Source organism: Echinicola sp. 20G (assembly GCF_015533855.1).
GTDB lineage: Bacteria > Bacteroidota > Bacteroidia > Cytophagales > Cyclobacteriaceae > Echinicola.
Genome location: NZ_AP024154.1, coordinates 698,312 through 716,593, shown reverse-complemented (window position 1 = coordinate 716,593; position 18,282 = coordinate 698,312). Strand labels below are relative to the sequence as shown.

At 40.1% G+C, this 18,282-nt stretch carries 15 protein-coding genes and 1 tRNA gene; 9 read left to right on the top strand and 7 right to left on the bottom strand.

Annotation, left to right across the window (positions count from 1 at the left end; all coding sequences use genetic code 11):
• Positions 1-41: 41 nt before the first annotated feature.
• Positions 42-1,376 carry a 4Fe-4S dicluster domain-containing protein gene (locus tag JL001_RS03260; RefSeq protein ID WP_200974707.1) on the bottom strand — a complete coding sequence of 445 codons (1,335 nt, stop codon included), beginning with the start codon at positions 1,374-1,376 and terminating at the stop codon, positions 42-44.
• A 101-nt stretch (positions 1,377-1,477) separates the two neighbouring features.
• Here JL001_RS03260 and JL001_RS03255 point away from each other — a divergent pair.
• From JL001_RS03255 to JL001_RS03235, 5 genes are all read left to right on the top strand, one after another.
• Positions 1,478-1,550, top strand: a tRNA-Phe gene (locus tag JL001_RS03255).
• A gap of 406 nt (positions 1,551-1,956) precedes the next feature.
• Positions 1,957-2,460: an RNA polymerase sigma factor gene (locus JL001_RS03250; protein WP_200974706.1), complete on the top strand. Its 504-nt coding sequence runs from the start codon at positions 1,957-1,959 to the stop codon at positions 2,458-2,460.
• Positions 2,444-2,881: a hypothetical protein gene (locus JL001_RS03245; protein WP_200974704.1), complete on the top strand. Its 438-nt coding sequence runs from the start codon at positions 2,444-2,446 to the stop codon at positions 2,879-2,881. Before JL001_RS03250 ends, JL001_RS03245 begins: the two co-directional genes overlap by 17 nt.
• Positions 2,878-3,417, top strand: coding sequence for a DUF4252 domain-containing protein (locus tag JL001_RS03240; protein WP_200974702.1), 540 nt, complete (start codon positions 2,878-2,880; stop codon positions 3,415-3,417). Before JL001_RS03245 ends, JL001_RS03240 begins: the two co-directional genes overlap by 4 nt.
• Before the next feature lie 41 nt (positions 3,418-3,458).
• Positions 3,459-3,932, top strand: coding sequence for a DUF4252 domain-containing protein (locus JL001_RS03235; RefSeq protein WP_200974700.1), 474 nt, complete (start codon positions 3,459-3,461; stop codon positions 3,930-3,932).
• A 59-nt stretch (positions 3,933-3,991) separates the two neighbouring features.
• On the opposite strand, the gene lpdA is transcribed toward JL001_RS03235, so the two are convergent.
• The 4 genes from lpdA to JL001_RS03215 form a co-directional block, all read right to left on the bottom strand.
• On the bottom strand, positions 3,992-5,371 hold the full coding sequence (gene lpdA / locus JL001_RS03230) for a dihydrolipoyl dehydrogenase (protein WP_200974698.1): 1,380 nt from the start codon (positions 5,369-5,371) through the stop codon (positions 3,992-3,994).
• A gap of 599 nt (positions 5,372-5,970) precedes the next feature.
• Entirely contained in the window at positions 5,971-7,143 is a 1,173-nt protein-coding gene (locus JL001_RS03225) for a pseudouridine synthase (protein ID WP_200974695.1), read from the bottom strand.
• A 152-nt stretch (positions 7,144-7,295) separates the two neighbouring features.
• Positions 7,296-7,856, bottom strand: coding sequence for an SMC-Scp complex subunit ScpB (gene scpB / locus JL001_RS03220; protein WP_200974693.1), 561 nt, complete (start codon positions 7,854-7,856; stop codon positions 7,296-7,298).
• A gap of 3 nt (positions 7,857-7,859) precedes the next feature.
• Complete coding sequence (locus JL001_RS03215; protein ID WP_200974691.1) at positions 7,860-8,243, bottom strand: TraR/DksA C4-type zinc finger protein; 384 nt, start codon at positions 8,241-8,243, stop codon at positions 7,860-7,862.
• Positions 8,244-8,435: 192 nt separating this feature from the next.
• Between JL001_RS03215 and JL001_RS03210 the strand changes: the two genes are divergently transcribed.
• Complete coding sequence (locus JL001_RS03210; RefSeq protein WP_200974689.1) at positions 8,436-9,530, top strand: isoaspartyl peptidase/L-asparaginase family protein; 1,095 nt, start codon at positions 8,436-8,438, stop codon at positions 9,528-9,530.
• A 52-nt stretch (positions 9,531-9,582) separates the two neighbouring features.
• Here the strand turns inward: JL001_RS03210 and JL001_RS03205 are convergent, their stop codons facing one another.
• Positions 9,583-11,895 (bottom strand): lamin tail domain-containing protein, encoded by a 2,313-nt coding sequence (locus JL001_RS03205; protein ID WP_200974687.1) that lies wholly within the window; start codon positions 11,893-11,895, stop codon positions 9,583-9,585.
• A 189-nt stretch (positions 11,896-12,084) separates the two neighbouring features.
• On the opposite strand from JL001_RS03205, the gene JL001_RS03200 reads away from it, so the two are divergent.
• The 3 genes from JL001_RS03200 to JL001_RS03190 are packed head-to-tail and all read left to right on the top strand — an operon-like array spanning position 12,085 to position 14,869.
• A complete protein-coding gene (locus tag JL001_RS03200) occupies positions 12,085-13,074 on the top strand; it encodes an aspartate-semialdehyde dehydrogenase (RefSeq protein ID WP_200974686.1) in 990 nt (329 codons plus the stop codon).
• A 2-nt stretch (positions 13,075-13,076) separates the two neighbouring features.
• A complete protein-coding gene (locus JL001_RS03195; protein WP_200974677.1) occupies positions 13,077-14,276 on the top strand; it encodes a class I SAM-dependent methyltransferase in 1,200 nt (399 codons plus the stop codon).
• A 59-nt stretch (positions 14,277-14,335) separates the two neighbouring features.
• Entirely contained in the window at positions 14,336-14,869 is a 534-nt protein-coding gene (locus tag JL001_RS03190) for a macro domain-containing protein (protein WP_200974676.1), read from the top strand.
• A 312-nt stretch (positions 14,870-15,181) separates the two neighbouring features.
• Here JL001_RS03190 and infB read toward each other — a convergent pair whose 3' ends face one another.
• Positions 15,182-18,226 carry a translation initiation factor IF-2 gene (gene infB / locus JL001_RS03185; protein ID WP_200974674.1) on the bottom strand — a complete coding sequence of 1,015 codons (3,045 nt, stop codon included), beginning with the start codon at positions 18,224-18,226 and terminating at the stop codon, positions 15,182-15,184.
• Positions 18,227-18,282: the final 56 nt, after the last annotated feature.

Below are 18,282 nucleotides of genomic sequence, written 5' to 3'. Positions count from 1 at the left end.
CTTTAAATTCATTTAATTAACAAGGGTATAGCTGCTTACCTTTATTTCATTTCTTCGTCTTTCACTTTTTCAGCCCAATTGAAACGATCTGATGGTGAAAATTTCCAAGGAGAAAAACTGGTTTCCATGTTTTGAAACATGGCATTCCATTGGGCCGGAGAGCCACTTTCTTCCATGGCAACATAGCGGCGCATTTGAAGAATAATTGATAATGGATCAATGTTAACTGGGCAAGCTTCCACGCAAGCATTACAGCTAGTACATGCATTGATTTCTTCTTGGGAAATGTAATCGCCTAAAAGCGACTTTCCATCTTCAAAACCTTTCCCTCCAGCATCCAGGCTTTTGCCTACTTCCTCCGCCCTGTCTCGGACATCCATCATCACCTTTCTGGGAGAAAGTTTTTTGCCTGTAATATTGGCTGGACATTCTGAAGTGCATCGCCCACATTCGGTACAAGAGTAGGCATTCATGATATTGACCCAGCTCAAGTCATTGATGTCCTTGGCTCCAAAGCGGCCAATCTCAGCGGGTGGTTCAGCATTTCCTTCAGTCGGAATACCCAACATCATATTCACTTCATTGGTCACTTCAGGCATGTTGGCCATTTCTCCTTTAGGCTTAAGGTTGGAGTACCAAGTGTTGGGAAAGGCCAGGAAGATGTGCAAATGTTTGGAATAGGTAACATAAATCGCAAAACCCAATATGCCAACAATATGAAACCACCAAGCTGCTCGTTCAACAAACACCAAAAAGCTGTCGCCAAAACCAACTAACATTGGCTTGAGCAGACTGCTAAAGAAGAGAGGGCCTAGCTGCGTGTAATGGTCCACTCCTCTGGATGCAAGGATTTGATCAGCGGCATTCATTTTCAGAATGGCCATCATCAAACAAATTTCAATGACCAAAATCAAATTGGCATCCAAAGCAGGCCAGCCTTTCAGCTCTTTCATGGAAAGTCTTGGGACTTTGGTAATATTTCTTCTGATTAGGAAAATAACACAAGAGACGAGCACACCTACTGCCAAAAACTCAAAGAAATTCATGGCAAAAGTATAAGTTCCCCCAAGAAGTGGAGCGAAGATCCGGTGTTGTCCTGTAATACCGTCAATGATAAATTCAGCGACTTCTAGGTTGATGACAATAAAGCCAAGGTAAACCAACAGGTGAAGTAGGGCAGGAATCCAGCGCTTGAACATTTTCTTTTGGCCAAAGGCAACTAAGGCCATGGTTTGCCATCTCTCAGCAGGTTGATCATTTCTACTTTCTGCTTTACCTAGCTGAATGTTCCTTTTGAGAAAAGAAATCCTTTTATAAAGCACATAGCCAGCGGCTGCAAAAAAAAGTAAAAATATTATCTGAGGTAAGATACTCATAGTGAATTGTTTAATGTAAACCCTGTAATTTTCTTCTTATTTTTTTACCTGTAAGGTTTGCATGAAAAGAACATTTGCCTACCTTTGCATCACTTTACAACGGTGATGTAGCTCAGTTGGTAGAGCATCGGACTGAAAATCCGTGAGTCGGTGGTTCGAGCCCACTCATCACCACAAGCCTTGAAGAAATTCAAGGCTTTTTTTATGCCCTTATTTTTCAGCTTGTCTTTGGAAGTTTTGATGATTTTTTTCATGAGTTTATTGCTTTGAATTTTATACAAAGTAATCAAATAGTGCGCATGCATACTATTTTAAAATATAATTTAAAATTAATCTATTTTGTTTGAATGAAGCCTATGAAGGGCGGATGAATTTGAAATATTCCCTCTTTGGGAAATATTATTTTTAGAACATTAGGACTATTATGAAGGTGTGAATGTTTTGTGATCAAAGGAATCAATGTTATAGATTTATGTCAGATGTAGGGTGTATTTTGCTGGAAGTAAGTTGTTTGTAAATATTTGTAAAAATTTTTTGCTAATTCTGTAACATTGAAGATTCATCCTCATTATCTACATGAATGAAGACATTTTTTGAAGCATATATCTGGTCGTTGAGAAGCAAGCTTTATCGCATGGCTTATCTATGGTTGAAAAGCCGGGATGAGGCAGAAGATGCTGTGCAAGAAGCTTTGGAGAAAGCTTGGGCCCAGAGAGACCAGCTTCAAAAAATGGAAAACCCAACTGGGTGGATGGTCCGGGTAGTAAGAAATCAAAGCCTTCAAAAGTTAAGGGAACAAAGGCGGTGGATGGTTTTAGAAACTCAAGATGATTTGCCGGAAATGCCCACGGATGCAGCGGAGGATGTTTCTCCGGCTTTGAAAATGGTCTTTAAGTTTTTGAAGGATTTGCCTGAAAAGCAACAGGAAATCTTTCAATTAAGAGAAGTGGAAGGTTTGACTTATGAAGAAATTGCTGAATATCTGGAAATCAGTACAGAGCAAGTAAAAGTGAATTTGTTCAGGGCCAGAAAGAGGCTAAAATCTTTTTTACAGGAAAAAGGAAATCATGGAAGAACAAGTTAAGGCATTATTGGAGAAATATTATGAAGGAGAAACTTCTCTTGAAGAAGAAAAACTCATCAAGGAGCTTTTAAGAGAGGTTGAAGGTTTTGAGGATGAAAAAATGTTCTTCTTAGGCTTGTCAGCGTTTAGGAGGGAAGAGCCAACAAAAAAACCAGCTCCAAAAGCTGAACGGAGTTTGGGGGTATGGCAAAGGGTGGCGGCTGTTGTTTTGGTCTTTTTGGTATTTGGTTGGCTTTTTATTGAACAACAAAGGAGAATGGAAGAAGAAGAGGCTTATGAGAAGGTGGTGGAAGCGCTAGCCATGATACAAAAGAACATGAAAAAAGGAACGTCGTCACTTCAGGTGATGGATGATATGAAATATTTGAATACGACAAATGACCTATTTAATATCAAAGAAATAAAAGAGGAGGAGAAATGAAAAAATTAATTAGTCTATTGGTGTTGGTGTTAGTGGCGACTGCGGCTCAGGCGCAAGATGATGCCATCGTGAAGTTCTTCTCCAAGTATATGGAGAGCGATGATTTTTCCAGGGTTTATATCAGCCCAAAAATGATGCAAATGGCCGGTGGTTTCTTGAAATCAGCAGCAGCCGAAGGAGATGGCCAAGATGCCAAAGACATGGGAGAGTTGATCTCTAAAGTAAAGGGTATTCGAATTCTGAGCGGGGAAGATGTGGATGGAATGGCCTTGTACAAAGAAGCAATGGGGACATTGAACAAGAATAAATATGAGGATTTGATGGATGTTCAGGACAAGGGGAGTAGTCTCAAATTTATGGTAAGAGAGGAGAACGGAAAAGTTGCAGAATTGTTGATGCTTTCTGGCTCTGAAGGTGAATTTACTTTGCTAAGTATGCTGGGAAGTTTTACCTATCAAGATCTCAACATGTTGGCAGAAAAGACAGATCTGCCAGGAATGAATGAGTACAGTAGTGGAAAAAAGAAAAATAAATAGACTGAGTAAATAAGAGAACCTAACATTAAAATGGAATAAATATGAAAAAGTTATTGATGATCGTAGCCCTGATGGGGGTGAGTCTTTTTGCCCAGGCACAAAGCAAAAGTGTTGCTTCACTTTATGAGAAATATAAGGGTAATGAGGAATTCTTTCATTTGGATTTGGCAGGAAGCTTTTTTGATTTTGCAGATGGGTTTGATATTGATTTCGATGAAGAAGGGATGAAGGCAATTGCCAAGTCAGTGGAGAGAATGAAACTTTTCAAACTTCCTGTTAGTGGAAGTGAAGCGAAAGCTGATTTTAAAGCCTTAGCCAAAGGGTTGAAAAAGGAAAAGTATGAATTGATGATGGAGTTATCGGAAAAGGATAGTGAGATTGCCTTTTACTCAAAAGGAGATGATATTATCAGTGATTTGGTATTGCTGATCGGAGGAGATGATGACGACAGCCATTTAGTGATAGAGCTTGAGGGAGCATTTGAGAGTAAGGCCATAGCCAGCTCACTGCCGTAAAATAAGTTTGATAGTTGATTTGCAGGCCACTGTTTAAGTACTCTACTTAAACAGTGGCTTTATTTTTCTATTTGCATCATGAGGTTGTTTAAGCTTTCCGCCAATGTTGGGTGGGCAATGGGTAAAGTAGCAATGGTGTCATAAGTAATATTACCAAGCATAGCCATTTGTAAAACTGCTAGGATTTCTCCACCATCCATACTTAAAATGGTGGCTCCGATGATTTGTTTTGTTTCTGGGTCTACCAAAACCTTAAAAAAGCCTTTGGTTTCATCTACTTCTAAGGCTCTGCCAGCATGCTTCATTAAGAATTTTCCTGTTTTATATTTGATCCCTTTTTCAATCGCTTCTGCTTCATTGAGCCCTATTCGGCCCAATTGGGGATCGATGAAGATGCAATAGGGAACTAAGCGGTCTTCTTTTGAATGACTAGTTTTTTCATAAATATGCTGGAAAGCCAAATGCGCATCATGATAGGCGATGTGGGTGAAGGGAGGACTTCCTGCTACATCTCCCAGGGCATAGACGTTGGATATGTTGGTTTCAAAATAGTTGTTTACTTTGACATGTCCTGATGAAGTTGTTTTTATACCGGCATTTTCCAGTCCTAGATTTTTGGTGGATGGAATTCTACCAGTTGCAATCAACAGATGAGTGCCTTTCAATTTTTCTTCTTTTTCCGAATTTTTATAAGATAGTGTAAATGAATTGTCGCGAAAAGTAACTTCATTAACTCCAGCATTGAATATCGTGGAAATACCTTCTTCGTTAAATATAGCGCAGATCTCTTCGCTTACATCTTTGTCTTCTTTGGGAACCAATCTTTCAGATTTGTCTATAATGGTCACTTTGCTTCCAAAACGACTAAACATCTGTGCAAACTCAAGTCCAATATAGCCGCCTCCTAAAATGATCAGATGCTCTGGGGTTTCGTTTAGGTCCATTATGCTTGTGCTAGTGAGGAAGGGGGAGTTGATGAGTCCTTTTATTTCTGGGATTCTGGGTTCTGATCCGGTGTTGATAAGGATTTTATCTCCATAAATTTCAAATTCATCCTTACCTGTATTGATGCTTAAGATGTGATTGCTTTTGAACTGGGCACTTCCCATGATGATTTTGATGTTGTCAGCTTTTTTGAGTCCTTTTTCAGCTCCTCCTCTAAACTGCTCCACAATGTGGTTTTTCCGGTTTTTGACGCCTTTTTGACTTATTTTATAGTTCTCGATCCGTATTCCAAAATCTTCTGCCCGGGAAACTAAGTGTGCTACTTTGGCGGAGTGAACCATGGTTTTGGTAGGAGAACAACCGTCATTGATACAGGTGCCTCCGATTGCTCTTTTTTCTATAAGCGCTACTGAAAGTCCTTTTTGGCTTATTTTTTTGGCCAATGGCATACCAGATTGACCTGCTCCAATAATGACCGCATCAAACTTTTCCATGATTTCTTGGGTTTTGTATTAGTATCTATTGAACAACTTTTATGCCTGTCTAGAGCGTAGGTTTTTCTTTTTTGAAAATCCAAAAATGTTTGAAAGCTAAAAAAAGCCGCTTTGTTTTAGAAAGCAGCTTTTGGTACGTTTTCGACCGATAAGGATTGGTCGACCGATTAGAGGTTTGAAGTTACAGTCCGCCTAAAAGGGAAAGTAGCAATTCCAATAAAAATGAAAGTAAATCCATGGTATTGTGATTTTGAAGTAATGCCTACTCTTAATGAAAAGTGGTTTTCGGCTTCCCCGTAAATTAAATAACCGAACATATGAATTGTTCTGAAATGAAGTTAATGGAGATTGTTTTGCTAAAGAAATACCTGTTTAGTTTTATAAAATAACCGATTAATTCAATTTTTAGGGTTGAGATTGGTTAATAGGTAGTTTTTATACCAATAAGTGTTGTTTGTGAATTGAGCGATTCAGTTTTTGAATCCACTTCAATAAACTTGTGTAATAGAACTGCAAAAAAATGTTATTGTAATTTGAGCATAAAAAAAGTGCCTAGATGAAGTCTAGGCGCTTAACAATATGTTTGTTTGAGAAATGTATTATTTGAAATACTTCAAGTTGATTACTTCTTTTTCTGTTAGGAATCTCCATTGCCCTCTTGAAAGGTCTTTTTTGGTTAACCCTGCATAGGTAACCCTGTCAAGGGCTACTACTTCGAAGCCTAAGTGAGCAAAGATTCTTCTTACAATTCGGTTTTTACCCACGTGGATTTCAATTCCCAAGATGGTCCTGTCTTTTGATAAAACTTGAAGATCATCAACCTCAACCAAACCGTCTTCAAGGGTGAGTCCTTCCAAAATGGCCTCTACTTCGCTTTTCCCGATAGGCTTATCAAGGGTAACTTGATAGATCTTTTTGATTTTCTCAGAGGGGTGAGAGAGTTTGGAGGCCAATTCTCCATCATTTGTGAAGAGAAGTAAGCCAGTGGTGTTTCTGTCCAATCTACCTACTGGGAAAATCCTTTCATCACATGCTGACTGCACCAAATGCATAACCGTTTTACGGTTCATGGGGTCATCCGTAGTGGTGATAAAGTCCTTAGGTTTGTTCAAAAGAACATATACAGGTTTCTCAGGGTTGATTGTTTTTCCCTTGTACACCACCTTGTCTGTTAGGGAAACACGATGACCAAGCTCTGTGATTACTTCGCCATTGACCTTGATTTCACCTTTTTCTATGAGCTTGTCGGCATCTCTTCTGGAGCAGATGCCGGAGTTGGCAATGTATTTATTTAACCTGATCTCGGAACTGGAAGATTTGGCTAATTTGCGTTCTACTTTTTTCAGGTTGTATTCAGGTTTTTCTTCTTGGAAATCCCTGTTGTTTTTAATGAATCTGTTGTTTTTGAACTTCCTTGACTTTTGGAAATTTCTTTCTTCATCAACTCTTTCTGTTCCAAAAACAGGTCTTTGATCTTTACCTCTTCCCTTATAAACAGTCTTTAAGGTGCCTTTTTCTTTGGGGCTCTCTTGATTTTCTGGTCTTTGGAAAGATGGTTTGTCTTTGCTGTATTTCTTCAACGGAGAGAAATCTCCAGCTGATTTGCTTTCTTTTCTTTCAGAAGAAGAGTAGCCTTCAAATTTACCTCTGCGGGACTTCGAAGAAGGCCTTTGGTTATCGCCATATGGCTTTCGGCCGGTTTTCTTGGAAGAATTTGATGGTCTTCCTTTGCCTCTGTTGCCGTCTTGATTGTTTCTGTTTTGATTTTTCATAGTGTTGCAGCATCTCTGCTGTATAAGGTTTTGTCAATGTAATCCCTTAATATTGAATCAATTGTGATTCCTGAAATTAGGGTGCAAAGATACGGACTTCTTTACGGATAAATGATAAAGAATTGAAATAATTATTTTCAAAAGCCACAGGTTTAATCCTGCTCTTTTCCGATTTGGTTCTCTTCTTGGGAAAAATCTTTAGGCTGGGGAAGGTCTCTGAGGCTATTGATGCCAAAATACTCCATGAACTTTTCACTAGTCCCATAAAGGAGGGGTCTGCCAATGCTGTCGGATTTTCCTTTGATGGTGACGAGTTCTTTTTCCAATAACTTCTGGATGGAATAATCGCAATTAACACCGCGTATTTGCTCTACCTCAGATTTCGTTACAGGTTGCTTGTAAGCAATAATGGATAAGGTCTCCATTTGGGCTGTAGAGAGCCTTTTGGTGGATTGCTGCTTGAGCAAAATAGAGATGCTGGTTTGGTAGGCCGGCTTTGTTAGGAACTGGTAGCCATCACCAAGATGTTCCAATGCGAAGGAAAAATCATCATGTTGATACTTTTGGCTCAAGTCATTTATGGCCGCTTCAACATGCTCTTTTGGGACATCAGTTTCAAACATCTCCGTTAGGCACTTTTGGATCTCGCCAATGCCTAACGGAGAAGGTGAACAGAATACCAATGCTTCAATATGTCTGTGTAAAAATTCCAATATTTACTTTTTAGCTAATTTAGCTTCAATGGAATGCATGGTATGGGGTACGGCTTTTAGTCTTTCCTTGGCAATTAGCTTACCCGTATCAACGCATACACCATATGTGCCATTTTTAATTCTAATTAAAGCATTTTCCAAGTTGATGATGAATTTTTGCTGTCTTGCCGCCAATTGGCTCAGGCTTTCCCTTTCAAGTGTATCAGCTCCATCTTCCAATAGTTTCGAAGTGGAAGCGGTGAAGTCTGTTCCACTGTCATTTTTCTTGCTAAGTGTCTCTTTTAAAGAGAGAAGTTCTTCACGGGCCACGCTTAGCTTGTTGTTGATCAATTCCTCAAACTCTTTTAGTTCTTCTTTGGAATATGATGTTTTCTCTTCTTGACTCATAGTATTAGGTGTTAAGTGTCGATGGCTAAATAAATTTTTGACTTTCAAAAAGTCCCCTAAAATAAGGTGTCATTTTTAAAATCAAAAATATCACCAACAGAATTAAATGTGTTTCGTAAAGCTAAGGATATATATAAATATCTTTACTAATTTAATACGTTAATTGTCCATTGAATGGTTTAAATATATTTTATGCTTAGAACGAAAACAGGTAGTTTGTTTGTATTGCTTTTTGTATTCCTTTTGTCTTGTTCTGGAGCGAAAGAAGAAAATGAGGAATCAGAAAATCAAAATGTAAATGCTAGTCAAGAGCAGCCCATTGCTTTGGTAATACATGGGGGAGCGGGTACCATTAGAAGAGAAAATATGACTCCGGAAAGGGAGCAGGCTTACCGGGAAAAACTCACTGAGGCTTTGAACCAAGGGTACGAAGTTTTAGAAAAGGGAGGGAAGTCAGTAGATGCTGTAATAGCTGCTATCAAGGTGATGGAGGATAGTCCACTTTTCAATGCGGGTAAGGGGGCTGTTTTTACCCATGATGCCAGAAATGAAATGGATGCAGCGATTATGGATGGAAAGACGAGGAATGCCGGTGCTGTTGCGGGGATAACCACGGTCAAGAATCCAATTACTGCTGCATTTGAAGTGATGCAAAACAGTCCTCATGTTTTTATGGTGGGTAAAGGGGCAGAGCAATTTGCTGAAGAACAAGGGCTGGAAATAGTTGATCCCGGTTATTTTAGAGAGGAACGAAGGTATGAACAATTGATGAAAATCATTGAGTCTGAAAAGCAGCAGTTGGACCATTCTTCACTTCGGGAGATGAAATTGGAAGACCCATATTTTAATGATAGAAAGTATGGAACTGTAGGTGCTGTGGCTGTTGACTCGGAGGGAAATGTGGCTGCTGCTACTTCCACTGGTGGCATGACCAATAAACGCTATGGCAGAGTGGGTGATGTTCCTGTAATTGGAGCCGGTACTTATGCCGATAATGCGACTTGTGCGGTTTCAGCAACTGGCCATGGAGAATTTTTCATCAGGAATGTCGTTGGCCATGAGATTGCCTCAATCATGCGATATGCTGGTAAATCTTTGGATGAAGCTGCTAAAGAAGTGGTCATGGATCAGTTGGTGAAAATGGAAGGAAGTGGAGGCGTTATATCCATCGACAAAGAGGCCAATATTAGCATGCCTTTTAATTCAGCTGGGATGTACAGAGGGTATATTAAAGCGAAGGGTAAGGCAAATACATTTATCTATAATGATGAGGATGAAGGTTTGTAATGGAAGTGACCTCGTTGATTCTTGGCGAGGCACTTATTTTCTTAAAAAAGGTTTACTGTAATTTACTTCCAACTACGATTGTTTTTTTGATTGTTGACACTTGGCCGCTAAGGTGAACCATTTCTACCAAAGCAATATAATATCCTGGTCTGACTTTAACGCCTGCTTCATTGGTGCCACTCCAAGTGTAAAAACCAGCAATTCCCCAGCTTTCATTTTGGCAGATGGTTTTGATAAGCTGTCCATCTGTGCCATAGATTTTAATGGAACCAAAGTAACCTGGTTCTGTCATTTTATAGCTTATGGTTGTAAAAGGTTGTTCGCCTGTTGCATCAGGTAGGAAGACTTTAGGAGTAATTTGAATTCCTTGGTTTAAATCGTTCAGCTCCAAACTTTGTGAGTTCTTATAGCCAGGTGTGGCAAAACCTTCAGTGCTTGCGGCAGAATGCCAGTTTTTAGGGGCATTGGTTTCATGTTCTGGAGTGAAACGCTCCAAAGAAACTCCTTTTGTATTTTGGATCAATTCATGATGAAATTTGTCGGAATAGTCGAAGCGTTCTTGGAGACTTTCTTCAGGGTTTAGGAGAACAACACTCCCTTCAGCAATGGGGTAACTGGGCAGAGTATTGATTTCAATCCATTTAGAAATAACACCCTTGGGGTATTCTTGATGAAGAAGATTGATATCCGTTGTGACCACCAAGTAGTCAAATGGTTCAATAATCAAGGTTTTTTCTTCTATAATTTTTCTATTATCAATCCCATCTTGGGAGACATTGGCTAGTTTCCAATTGGCTAAGTCAATGTATTTTGATGAATGGTTATAAATCTCCACAAACTTAGGCGTGCCGCTTCTGGGATTGAAAAGTATTTCGTTTAGGATGATCTCTCCTATTTCTGCTTCCGAAGGAATCTGAAAGTTGGCCGTATTGAAAGATAGATCAATTGAATTGCCAGCGCAGTCATAAAGGTCTTTTACTGTAATTTGATAGGCCGTTTTTTCAGATAAATTGGTTTTTAACTTCAATATGATTTCGGTGCTATTCTCTGGAGAAATAAACACTTCATTAAGTTCTATTGACTTATTGAATTCCCAAGTAACATTGGAAAGGTCGGTATTCAAGCTTTCGTTGAATTGCAAGATAATTGTTGAGGGGTCTGCTACCAGTGCTTTTAGCAGGCGAGGAGCGACCATGTCTGGAGTATTATCAAATATGGAATTTTCTCTTCCTGGAGTTCCTTTTGATGGATCTTCTGACGCTTTCAAAAGTAAGGACTGATTACAAGAGGAAAAGGGATTTACTACTTCTAGGCTGTAGCCATTGTTGGCTTTATCGGAGCTGCCATAGCTTTGCTGATTATAACTTAACTGGTCTATGATTTGGTCGTTTGGGTCGCATAAGATAACCTGATCACTACTGTTGACAAACCTAGGCCAAGTACTTAGGCCAATCACTTTTCCGAAGGTACTAAACGCTGAAGCATCATCTTCGTCTACTATGATAGCATATTCCCCTGGGGAAATCGAGGAAACTGGAAACACAGCCGAACGACTGGAGTTCTTCAAAAGAAAACCTCCAAGCTCAATAGTTCTGTCACTCGTATTATAGATCTCAATGTATTCAGCATTGGGCAGTGGGCTTCCATTTTTTGGTGCTGCCATGACTTCATTAATGACCAGCTCTTTTTGAGCAACATTGGCTTTGTGATCTAATTTAAAGGGGAAGCTTTCGCGAATAATTTTATTCCCATTTGAGTCCAATACTCCATTTACTTTTAGGGTAGAACTCAGAGAGTCAATTGGAGTTTCAAAATTCAAAATCACTTGAAAGGATGAATTGGTCCAAGTCACTTCAAATGGTGTCCTGCCGTCAATGTTGTAAAAGTTTGGAATAATTGCGAAAACCGGATCTAAGGGTTTGTCAAAGGTAACTATGATGGAGTTTTTACTTATGCGATTAATATGGACGATTTTGGAGGGGATCGTGTCAGGATTGATATCAGGTGAATTGAATTGACCCTTGGATTCTATCCTTGAACTTTGGGATTTCAAATGCCTACCAATAAATTCAAATAGGACAGGGATTGAGGTCTTTGTGTGGTGAATCAGGTTGTTTGGTGTTTCCACTGACGGTCTTTTACCTAAAATTTTATCTAATCTTTTGGGTTCAGTACATATTTTAAGATTTTCTACTTCGTTAGTGGATGATTTTCCGTAACTTGCGGCACTAAAATTTGAAGGCCTCTGGTTTGAAAAATAGAAGGGCGATGATGCTACTTTTTGGGAGGTTTGGAAGGATGCAAAAAGTAGCATTCCCAAACCCATAAAAAAAGAAGTAGGTGAGTTAAAACAGTAAGATTTCATACCTAAAAATTTTGGGCGGCTTAATTGGGAAGACTAATTATATAGATCAGCAAATCCAAAATAAGCAGCAGATAAAAATTGAATCCATGAAATTTTTAACTCCCTTATTAATAGGAGCCATCTTTCAAAAAAAACCAAGCTGAAAAATTTAAAATACTATAAAAATCAATTAATAGAAAGTTTTCAACGATGAAATTAGCTGTTGTAGGAGCGACTGGTTTAGTTGGCTCAGAGATTCTTGAGGTGCTAGCGGAGCACAATTTCCCTTTTGATGAATTGCTTTTAGTGGCCAGTGAAAGGTCTGCGGGAAAGAAGATTACTTTCAAGGATAAGGAATACACAGTGATAGGCCTGGCACAGGCAGTGGCAGAAAAGCCAGATGTAGCCATTTTCTCTGCAGGTGGAGACACGTCCAAAGAATGGGCTCCGAAATTTGCTGAGGCAGGGACTATTGTAGTGGATAATTCTTCTGCTTGGAGAATGGACCCTACCAAAAAGCTGGTTGTTCCTGAGATCAACGCTAAATCTCTGAAGATTGATGACCGGATCATAGCAAATCCAAACTGTTCCACCATCCAAATGGTTTTGGCTTTGGCGCCATTGCGTGAGCGATATGGAATTAAGAGAGTGGTTGTATCCACTTACCAATCGGTTACAGGAAGCGGCCTAAAAGCCGTAAACCAGTTGATGGATGAGCGGGAAGGAAAAGACGGAGAAAAAGCATATCCTCATAAAATTGACTTGAATGTTTTGCCTCATATTGATGTATTCCAAGAAAATGGATACACCAAAGAGGAAATGAAGATGATCAATGAGACCAAAAAGATTTTTGATGATCAATCCATTCAGGTGACTGCTACTACCGTTAGGATTCCTGTAATGGGTGGTCACTCAGAGTCAGTGAATGTGGAATTCAAAGAAGATTTTGATATAGCTGAAGTGAAGCAATTATTGTCAGCTACACCTGGTGTAATTGTGGAGGATGATGTGGCCAATAATGTTTACCCAATGCCAATGAACGCACACAAGCGTGATGAGGTTTTTGTGGGTAGATTGAGAAGGGATGAGTCTCAGCCAAATACTTTGAACATGTGGATTGTGGCAGATAACCTTAGAAAAGGAGCAGCTACCAATGCAGTTCAAATTGCTGAGTACTTAGTAGAGCATAGCTTGGTCTAAATTTGGAAGCTTCCAAAATATATACTCCATTATTATTTCAATTTGTGCAGGATCATCTCTTTGAAGATCCTGCACAATTGCTTTTAAAGCACCATCAAAATACTTCCTTGGATGTCAAGGAAGCCGTCCAACAAATTTCTGCCCGAAAGAAAGCGCAGTTGAAGTTGCCTTCTTGGGTGGCTAATCCCAATGTTATTTTTCCTCCATCAATCTCCTTGGAGCAATGTTCTTCTGAATTGACAGCAAAATTTAAAAGCCGATTGGCAAGGGGAGCAAGTTTAGTGGATTTAACCGGTGGTTTTGGGGTAGATACTTTTTTTTTAGGGGCTCATTTCGATAAGGTCCTTTATCTGGAGCGACAGGAGAAGTTGGCAGAAATTGCTGCCATGAATTTTTCCCAGCTTAGTGAGAATAAAGTTAAATATGAAGTCCGGTCTGGGGATTCAATCGACTATTTGAGACAAACGGAAAGCTCTTTTGATTGGATTTTTGTGGATCCGGCCAGAAGAGGAGGGCATAATCAGAAGTTATACAAGTTAGCGGATTGTGAGCCAGATATAATCACTCACTGGGAAATGATGACAAGGAAGGCTAGCCATATTATGGTAAAGGCTTCGCCTATGTTGGACATCAAAGAAGCTTTACGCGAAATACCAGCAGTTAGCCATCTTCATGTCGTCGCTGTCAAGAATGAGGTAAAAGAGATTTTATTGATTTGGGATAGAGACGCTGAAGTAGGTTCGCCAAGGGTGAGCTGCTGGAACTTATCAGAAGAACTCGATGAGTTTTTTGAATTTTCATACGAGGAAGAAACACTTTCTCAGGCAACTTTTGGTTTCCCTGAGAAATATTTGGTACTTCCGTCTGCGGCTATTTTAAAGGCCGGTGCATTTAAATCTTTTTCTCAGCAATATGGATTGAAGAAATTGCATCCCAATACTCATGTCTACACTTCTGACAAGCTGATTGCTCCTGTTCAAGGAAGGGTATTTGAAATTCTAGAAGAGCAAAAGCTTGATAAAAAGCAGATCAAAAAGACATTTCCCTCTGGAAAAGTAAATGTTTTGGTTAGGAACCATCCCTTGAAGCCGGATATGATCAAGAAAAAATTTAAACTTCAGGACGGAGGAGATGAATATCTGTTTGCAGTGACCACTTTGGATGATTCACCAAAGGTTTATAAGTGTAAGCGGGTGGGCTAGTCTGGTGGTTGATTATGCTCCTTTTTTAGGTTAAATTTAGTTGAGTTTAACGTTTTTTGATGGCTAGGTTAATCAATCATATTGAACTAATCAATCGGAAGGGAGATATTACCAAACAATCCGATGTTGATGTGATTGTCAATGCCGCCAATGCGCAACTTAGGACTGGTGGAGGTGTGGCCGGGGCAATCCACAAAGCTGCAGGGCCAGATATCGAGCGAGCTGCTGTTCCACTTGGCCCCATACAACCAGGAGAGGCGGTGATCACAGAAGGATTTAGACTGCCTAACAAATATGTAATTCATTGCCTTGGTCCCGTCTATGGAAAGGATAAACCTGAAGCCAAATTTCTTGGTAATTGCTACCGGGAGGCGTTGAAGCTGGCGGATGATTATCAAATGACTTCTATTGCTTTCCCTGCTATATCAACTGGGGTCTTTGGCTATCCTGTGGAGGAAGCAGCTAAAGTTGCCTTTTCATCAATCATGGCAATTATGCCTGAATTAAAATCTATCAGAAAAATTTATTTGGTGTTGTTTGGGGATAATGATTTTAGGATTCATGAGGAAGAGTTGAAGAAGATCAATCCTTAAGGGATATTTTTAAAGTAAGAGGCGACTAAGGACTTCATATAGTATGAAAAATAATAATGTCAATGCTCCGTAGACTTTGAGAACGCTTAATCTATTACACCTGTCCATAAACCAAAGGACATAAACAGGCCTGATAAAACCCACCAGAATACTGATAATGGAAGCGTAACAAAAGGTTTTTAATAGCAATACGAGAGCAATACCCATGATTGAATTTTATTCTATTATGCTAAATAAGATTATGTTAATGAAAAAGAAAAAGGACAGTTAGAAAACTGTCCTTTTGACTTTAAGCGTGTGTATTTAGTTGAATTATTTTTTTCTTTTGATTTCACGCATTTCGTATCCTTCGATAGTGTCTTCCAGTTTGATATCATTGTATCCTTTGATGGAAATACCACATTCATAACCGGCTTTCACTTCTGCTACATCATCTTTGAAACGCTTCAACTGATCAATTTCTCCATCATGAATAACGATACCATCACGGATAATTCTGATCTTATTCTTTCTGGTTACATATCCGTCGGTTACATAACAACCAGCAACGGTTCCAACTTTAGAAATCTTGAAGACTTCTCTCACTTGGATGTTACCTGTAATCACCTCTTCGAATTCAGGTTCTAGCATACCTTCGATGGCATCCTTGATTTGGTTAATGGCATCGTAGATGATAGAGTAATGTCTGATTTCGATTTCTTCCTGTTCTGCCAACTTCTTGGCACTGGTAGAAGGTCTCACCTGGAATCCTAAGATAATGGCGTCCGATGCAGAAGCAAGAAGGACATCAGATTCAGAGATCTGACCAACACCTTTGTGGATAATGTTAACGCTTACCTCATCTTTGGAAAGTTTCAGTAAGGAATCAGACAAGGCTTCCACAGAACCATCCACATCACCTTTGATAATGATGTTAAGTTCTTTAAAGCTTCCGATAGCCAAACGTCTACCAATTTCGTCCAAAGTAATATGTTTCTTGGTACGCATACTTTGTTCTCTATTGATCTGCTCTCTAGAGTTGGCGATTTCTCTAGCTTCACGTTCAGTGTCGTATACCTTCAAGATGTCACCTGCCTGAGGAGCTCCGCTCAAGCCCAATACTTGGACAGGAGTAGATGGTTCAGCTTCCTTCACTTTCTTGCCAGTATGGTCAAACATCGCTTTCACCCTACCGTAGTGTTGGCCGGCTAGCATGATGTCACCAATTTTCAAAGTACCAGCTTGGACCATTACAGTGGATACATATCCACGTCCTTTATCCAGAGAGGCTTCCACTACGGTACCCACTGCATTTCTGTTTGGATTGGCAGTAAGTTCAAGGATTTCGGCTTCTAGCAATACTTTTTCTAGCAATTCATCAATTCCTTGACCTGTCTTGGCAGAGATTTCTTGAGACTGGTATTTACCACCCCATTCTTCCACCAATAAGTTCATATTCGCCAATTCCTCTTTGATTTTATGAGGGTTGGCATTTGGCTTATCTACTTTGTTGATAGCAAATATCATCGGTACACCAGCTACCTGAGCGTGGTTGATGGCTTCTTTAGTCTGAGGCATGATGCTGTCATCAGCCGCGATTACGATGATGGCCACGTCCGTGATTTTTGCACCACGTGCCCTCATGGCTGTAAAAGCTTCGTGACCTGGAGTATCCAAGAAAGCGATTTTTTCGCCATTGTCGGTTTTTACATCATATGCACCAATGTGCTGGGTAATACCACCTGCTTCACCACTGGTTACTTTAGAGCTTCTGATGTAATCTAGCAAGGAAGTTTTACCATGATCGACGTGTCCCATGATGGTAACGATAGGAGCTCTCGGTTCCAAATCTTCCGGGCGGTCCACTTCTTCTACTTCATCCTCTTCTTCATCTGCTTTGGTAAATTCGACTTCATAGCCAAATTCATCTGCGATAATGGTAATTGCTTCAGCATCCAGTCGTTGGTTGATAGAAACAAACATACCCAATGACATACAAACTGAGATGATCTCGTTTACAGAAACATCCAATAAAGAAGCCAAGTCATTTGCAGAGATAAACTCAGTTACTTTTAGTACTTTGCTTTCTTCCTGTCCTTCTACATTGTGATCTTTGGTTCTTTCAGAACGCTTGTCTCTTCTGCTCTTGCTCTTACCTCCTCCAGACTTACCACCGCCTTGAAGACGGGCAAGAGTTTGTTTGATTTGGTCTTGAATTTCCTTTTGGGTAGGCTCCACTTTTTGGAATCGGTTACCTCCTCCTTTTTGTTGGTTGCCTCCAGGTCTTTTACGTCCACCTTGCTGGTTTCGGTTACCGCCACCCTGTTGGTTTCGGTTACCCTGAGGGCCACCTGCATTACCTCCAGGTCGATTGCCTTGACCTGCACCGGGACCACCTGTTCCTGGCTTATCGATACGCTTACGAGGGCGTTTCTTTTTATCTTTTCCTCGCTCATCGGAGGAGGCTACAGGTTTTGCTTTTTTCTTCGGCTTATCTTTAGGGAGTTCGATTTTCCCTAGTACAGTTAGGCCTTTTAGCGCGTCAGCTTTAGCAGAGATTACTGAATCAGAAGAGTCCTTTTTAGCTTCCGCTTTAGGCTCTACTGATGGAGAGGTTTTTTCTTCTGGTTTATTAGAAGGTGTTGCTGCGGGCTTCTCAGCTTGCGGCTTTTGTACTTTTGATGCGTCAGATGTCTGAGCCTTCTCAGGTTCAGCTTTAGATGTAGTTTTAGCGTCTTCTTTTTGCTCAGGCTTCTCAGCCTTAGGGGTTTCTTTTGGTTTTTCAGGAGTCTTTTCCTGAGGTTTTTCTACTGCAGGAGGAGCTTTTTCCGCTGGCTTTTCAGCTTTTGGAGCTTCTGCTGGTTTTTCGGCTGGCTTAGGAGTTTCCTGAGCCGCTTTTGGTTTTTCTTCTTTTTTGGGCTCTTCTTTTTTGCCCTTGTTTTGACCAGTTAGGTCAATTTTACCCAATACCTTAATGCCTGGAAGCTTCTCCGCTTCGGAAGTGACTTTGCTATCCTCTTCCTTTTTAGGAGTTTCCGCAGGTGTAGGTTGCTGCTTCTCTTCTTGCTTAGGAGCAGGTGCTACTGGCTGGCTTGGTTCTTCTTTTTTTGCTTCTTCAGGCACAGATTCAGATTCTGCTTTGATGGTAAAGTTTTCATTGTGACGTTTACCAATGGAAAGGTGGGACGCTTCCTCCTTTTCCTGTGCAGAGGACTTAAACTCCTTAGCCAACATGTTAAACTGATCTTGGCTGATCTTGGAGTTAGGGTTGCTCTCTACATCAAAGCCTTTCTTGGCCATAGACTCAACAATTGTGGAAATCCCCACATTGAGCTTTCTGGCTACCTGGCCTAATCGCATCATTTTTTCTTCTGACATACGCTAAAACCTCTTGCTAATTTTTTATTGATGTAAATATGCCACTAATGTTATCC

Coding starts and splice junctions, on each gene's coding strand:
- infB (WP_200974674.1), bottom strand. CDS start 18,226: ATGTCAGAAGAAAAAATGATGCGATTAGGCCAGGTAGCCAGAAAGCTC.
- JL001_RS03225 (WP_200974695.1), bottom strand. CDS start 7,143: ATGAAAAATCAAAACAGAAACAATCAAGACGGCAACAGAGGCAAAGGA.
- JL001_RS03260 (WP_200974707.1), bottom strand. CDS start 1,376: ATGAGTATCTTACCTCAGATAATATTTTTACTTTTTTTTGCAGCCGCT.
- JL001_RS03215 (WP_200974691.1), bottom strand. CDS start 8,243: ATGAGTCAAGAAGAGAAAACATCATATTCCAAAGAAGAACTAAAAGAG.
- JL001_RS03235 (WP_200974700.1), top strand. CDS start 3,459: ATGAAAAAGTTATTGATGATCGTAGCCCTGATGGGGGTGAGTCTTTTT.
- lpdA (WP_200974698.1), bottom strand. CDS start 5,371: ATGGAAAAGTTTGATGCGGTCATTATTGGAGCAGGTCAATCTGGTATG.
- JL001_RS03250 (WP_200974706.1), top strand. CDS start 1,957: ATGAAGACATTTTTTGAAGCATATATCTGGTCGTTGAGAAGCAAGCTT.
- JL001_RS03200 (WP_200974686.1), top strand. CDS start 12,085: ATGAAATTAGCTGTTGTAGGAGCGACTGGTTTAGTTGGCTCAGAGATT.
- JL001_RS03210 (WP_200974689.1), top strand. CDS start 8,436: ATGCTTAGAACGAAAACAGGTAGTTTGTTTGTATTGCTTTTTGTATTC.
- JL001_RS03240 (WP_200974702.1), top strand. CDS start 2,878: ATGAAAAAATTAATTAGTCTATTGGTGTTGGTGTTAGTGGCGACTGCG.
- JL001_RS03245 (WP_200974704.1), top strand. CDS start 2,444: ATGGAAGAACAAGTTAAGGCATTATTGGAGAAATATTATGAAGGAGAA.
- JL001_RS03205 (WP_200974687.1), bottom strand. CDS start 11,895: ATGAAATCTTACTGTTTTAACTCACCTACTTCTTTTTTTATGGGTTTG.
- JL001_RS03190 (WP_200974676.1), top strand. CDS start 14,336: ATGGCTAGGTTAATCAATCATATTGAACTAATCAATCGGAAGGGAGAT.